This is a genomic window from Mesorhizobium sp. WSM4844, from assembly GCF_055811775.1.
Genome location: NZ_JBVVQB010000119.1, coordinates 1 through 4090, shown reverse-complemented (window position 1 = coordinate 4090; position 4090 = coordinate 1). Strand labels below are relative to the sequence as shown.

The 4090-nt window shown below is 57.2% G+C and carries 4 protein-coding genes; all 4 read right to left on the bottom strand.

Annotated features, from left to right (window positions below):
• On the bottom strand, positions 1-412 hold a 412-nt coding region (locus tag AC0L2A_RS35880; RefSeq protein ID WP_473612908.1), incomplete at its 3' end, for a transporter substrate-binding domain-containing protein.
• 706 nt (positions 413-1118) lie between these two features.
• Entirely contained in the window at positions 1119-1586 is a 468-nt protein-coding gene (locus AC0L2A_RS35875) for a GNAT family N-acetyltransferase (protein ID WP_473612906.1), read from the bottom strand.
• A gap of 221 nt (positions 1587-1807) precedes the next feature.
• Entirely contained in the window at positions 1808-3265 is a 1458-nt protein-coding gene (locus AC0L2A_RS35870) for an aldehyde dehydrogenase family protein (RefSeq protein ID WP_473612905.1), read from the bottom strand.
• A gap of 252 nt (positions 3266-3517) precedes the next feature.
• Positions 3518-4090 (bottom strand): aminotransferase class III-fold pyridoxal phosphate-dependent enzyme (locus AC0L2A_RS35865; protein ID WP_473612903.1); only part of this gene is annotated, 573 nt, incomplete at its 5' end.

The window sequence follows — 4090 nt, the reverse complement described above, 5'->3', positions numbered from 1 at the left end:
GCATCGAGTCATTGCTCGAAGCGACAGGTTCGCTGAATAGCACGTTGCGGCAGCGCTCCGGCTTAATCCACATGCCGGCTGTTACAATGTCGAAGCGACCAGCCTGCAGGCCGGGCACAAGGGAGCCCCACTCGGTTACGACCGGTTCGGTTTTCGTCGCGCCCATCTTCTTCAGGATATCGAGCGTTATCTCGTTCTCTACGCCGAGCGGCTCGCCGTTGGGGCCTGGATAGGCACCGGGAGGCTCGTTGGTAAAGCCGAGGCGAATGGTTTCTCCATTCTTGATCTTCTCGATCAGTGACTCTGCTGACGCAGAACCGACAAACGAAGCGGATGCCATCGCCGTAATGCCCAGTGTCGCCATTAGCCCTACGATGGCGGCTGTAACTCGGTAGTTCTCATGCTTCCACACGGTAAGTCCTCCCTTGCGTTTCGCCGCTTAGCCCCAATGGATGGTCAGGTATCCAGCGGCTCCTGCTGTCGTGCGGGATTTTTGAACCGCGGCTCGGTAGCAGCTGGAGAGCTTCCATTTTGGCAAGTCTATTCGGCAGCCCGATGAGCATAGCTGCCCCAATCAAAGGATTTTCTGCGAACGTCCCGGTGAAGACGCAGGAAACGAGCGTTTTCGAAGGCCTCAGCAACCTCCGTCGATCTAACAATTCGAACATTTTACGGAACATCTAGGTCGGCTTTCCTTTGTACTGCTTGCCTAATCTCAGGAAGCTAGAGCGACGGAAAACTGATACTCGCGGCAAGTGGAACGGGAACGAGTGAGCCCAGCAGGTTCGGGCGTGGAAGCTGCCTTCATTGTTGAAGAACGAAAAGGCACGGTCCCCCTTCTACAGACAAGCTGAAGTCGCTTTCGTGACCTCTGCCCGGCCTTGGCCAGCAGGTCCGCCATCTTCGATTTGCGTTTTAGACTCGATAAGGGTCTGGCACCTTGCGACGCGACCAAAAGATGTCGATTTAGCGCAGATACTGCTAGGAGGAATGGCCGCCCCTTACCCAATCGCAAGCCACGCGGATATCTTAAGCCACGCACTGAACACCGGAACGCCGCTCGAGTACCAAGCCAATGCCATGCGATCCGCTTCCGGAATCACTCCGAGCAGCGCAGCTTATGTGGGGAGCGCCTCTTCAACGACACGTTCCATGATAATGCTATAGGGAGCGAAACCCATGCTAGACCAGAAGGCCCGCCCACCAGGATTGGTTTCCAGCACCTCTAGAACAATCTTTTTGTCTTTGAGACGAGAAAGAAGGAGCAGGTCGACTGCAGCGCGGCCAAGCCCCGAACGTCGATGCTGGCGACTTATATAGAATTGACGTAAAAAGACGCGTTGCCCGCTTGCCTCCGTATTGTCTGGCTCCAGACGATAGGTGGCGAAGCCTACAACCTCGCCGCCCCGGCTGAACAAGTCTACCATCCAATTTTCGCAATTCACAAACCTGACAAACCGCTCCTTAAGTTCCGGGACGGTCATCGGGTTTCGATGCTTCTCATCTTCTATCAACTGGCGGTTCAAGATCGCCAGAGTGTCAAAATCTTCGGCTGTGGCGCTGCGAATCTCAATGTCTAGTAGCACTGGAATCTTCTCCTCACCGCCCTTCGGATAAGCGCCGGGTTGCAGAATGCGCTCACGCTCGTTGCGCAGCGGGTAGGCCTGTCCTCAGCCAAATCCTGCTACCGAAGTTGTTCTCAAATGACCGTTGAAAGGATACTCTGGCAGCGCCTACATCACTTCCGTGCCGAGATCACCGCATTCTTAATTATCCCAAGGTCGCGCCATCCGTCACGAAAAAGCATTCAATTTCCAGAAACTGGGTGCGAGATTCGAATTCCGATGTTTCTGGTCTGAACGTAGCTATCAAGCGCTTCCTGACCCTTTTCCCTACCGTAGCCAGATTGCTTTACGCCGCCGAACGGAGTTTCAACCCCGCCAACGTACCAACCATTCACATACACTTGTCCGGCCCAAAGCCGCTCGGCGGTCCAAAGCGCACGGTCGATATCCCGGGTAAACACGCCTGCCGCTAAACCGTAGTCCGTGTCGTTGGCGAGATCGACCGCCATTGCCGGATCATCGAAGGTGGTCATGGCAAGAACAGGCCCGAACACTTCTTTCTGGAAGAGACTGCTGTCTCGCGCAACATTGTCAAACACCGTAGCCGCCATGAAATAACCGCTCCGTTCGAGCGCCTTTCCGCCGGTTACAATTCGTGCGCCCTGTGACAGCGCCGTCTTGCAAGCTTCCTGCACCGCCTGTCGTTGCTTTTGGGAAATCAAAGGTGTGATATCGCAGTTCTCGCGTCCTGGACCGACCGACAGACCTTCGACGCAGCGCTTCACCCTTTCCATCAGTTCGTCTGCGATGGAACGTTCCACGATCAGACGAGTGAGATTGTTGCAATTTTGCCCGGCGTTCAAAAAGGTGCCGATGCGCACCGCTTCCACGACGCCATCGAGATCGGCATCTGAATATACGACCGCTGCCGATTTGCCGCCCAACTCCATTATGCAGGGCACAATTCGCTTCGCCGCCGTCTCGAGTACAGTCTGCCCCGTGGTCATCGAGCCCGTGAAGACGATGTGGCGAACGTCGGGATGTTCGATCAAAGCCTGGCCCGCCGTTTGGCCGTATCCAGTGATCACGTTGACCGCACCGGCAGGCAGCCCCGCGGTCTCACAGGCACGTGCAAGCTCGACTCCCGAAAGGGGGGCCAGTTCGGGCGACTTCACCACGACTGAGTTGCCGGTTGCGATGGCGCAAGCCAGGGATCGGGCCGTCAGTTCAAGCGGACCATTCCACGGAACAATCTGGGCCGAGACGCCGAAAGGACTTCTGACCGTATAGTCGACCAGGTTCGCCCCGCGCGGAATAGACCTTCCCTCAAGCTTATCGGCCAAGCCACCATAGTACCGCAGGTATCGTACTGAGGTCTGAACCTCGCCGCTGGCAAGTTCCAATGCCTTGCCGGTCTCGGCGCAATTGATGGCCGCGACCTCATCGGCGCGGGACTCAAGTGCATCGGCAACGCGAAACAACATGCGTCCCCGATCATAGGGATGCATATCGATCAGAACGCGGTCGCGAAAAATGCGGTGAGCAGCAGCAACGGCCAGTGCGACGTCTTTGGGTCCTGCTTCAGCCACGACCGCAATCGTCTCGGCGCTCGCCGGGTCATCTACCTCGATGCGGGCGCCGGCCACAGAATCCCGCCATTCGCCATCGATATAATTTTTGATTACGTCGTTGCTAGCCATACCAGTCCTCTTTCTAAGCGAATGAATCTTCTTTCAACCATCGATCTGCTACGGCGACCGTGATCGCCGGGGCAGGGGGAACGCCACCGCCTGCAGTCGGAGCGGCAGGGAGGCCCTAGTTTGCCGCTCGACGGCTCCGGTTGCTGTCAGATGCTGGGCGGCAGGCCTTCCCGTGCCGCCGATGCGAACTGCAAACTGCCCGGGACTCGAAAATGCCGTGCCTGCCCCGCCAGCGATCGGTTGCTTAGTTGGCTAGCGAGCCGCGCTTCGACCTTCGAGGGTAGCCGCTACTGCGCCAATGCTGTCGCGAATGATGGACAGACCACGGCGCAGGTCGGTTTCCGTGATGGTGAGGGCAGTCATGAACTTAAGCACCTCACCGTACGAGCCGGCGATCTCGATCACTAAGCCCCGACGAAAAGCCTCCTGGGAGACCAGACCTGGCAAAGAGTGGTGCTTCGGTGAGACGAGTCCGTACATCAGACCGCGGCCTCGCACGCTCAGGCCGAGGGTGGGGAATTCCTCGGTGATCGCCATGAGTTCTTGGACCAAGATCGCAGACTTGCGAGCGATCTCATCCTCGAACTTGGAGTCCGACCAGTAAGCTTCTAGGGCTGCACGAGCAGTGACGAAAGCATGGTTGTTGCCTCTGAAAGTCCCGGTATGCGCACCCGGCGCCCAGACATCAAGTTGAGGCTTGATGAGGATAAGTGCCATTGGGGTTCCGATTGCCGACAGGGACTTGGATAGGGTAACGATGTCCGGCACAATTGCAGCTGCTTCGAAACTGAAGAAACTGCCTGCGCGACCGACTCCTGCCTGGAT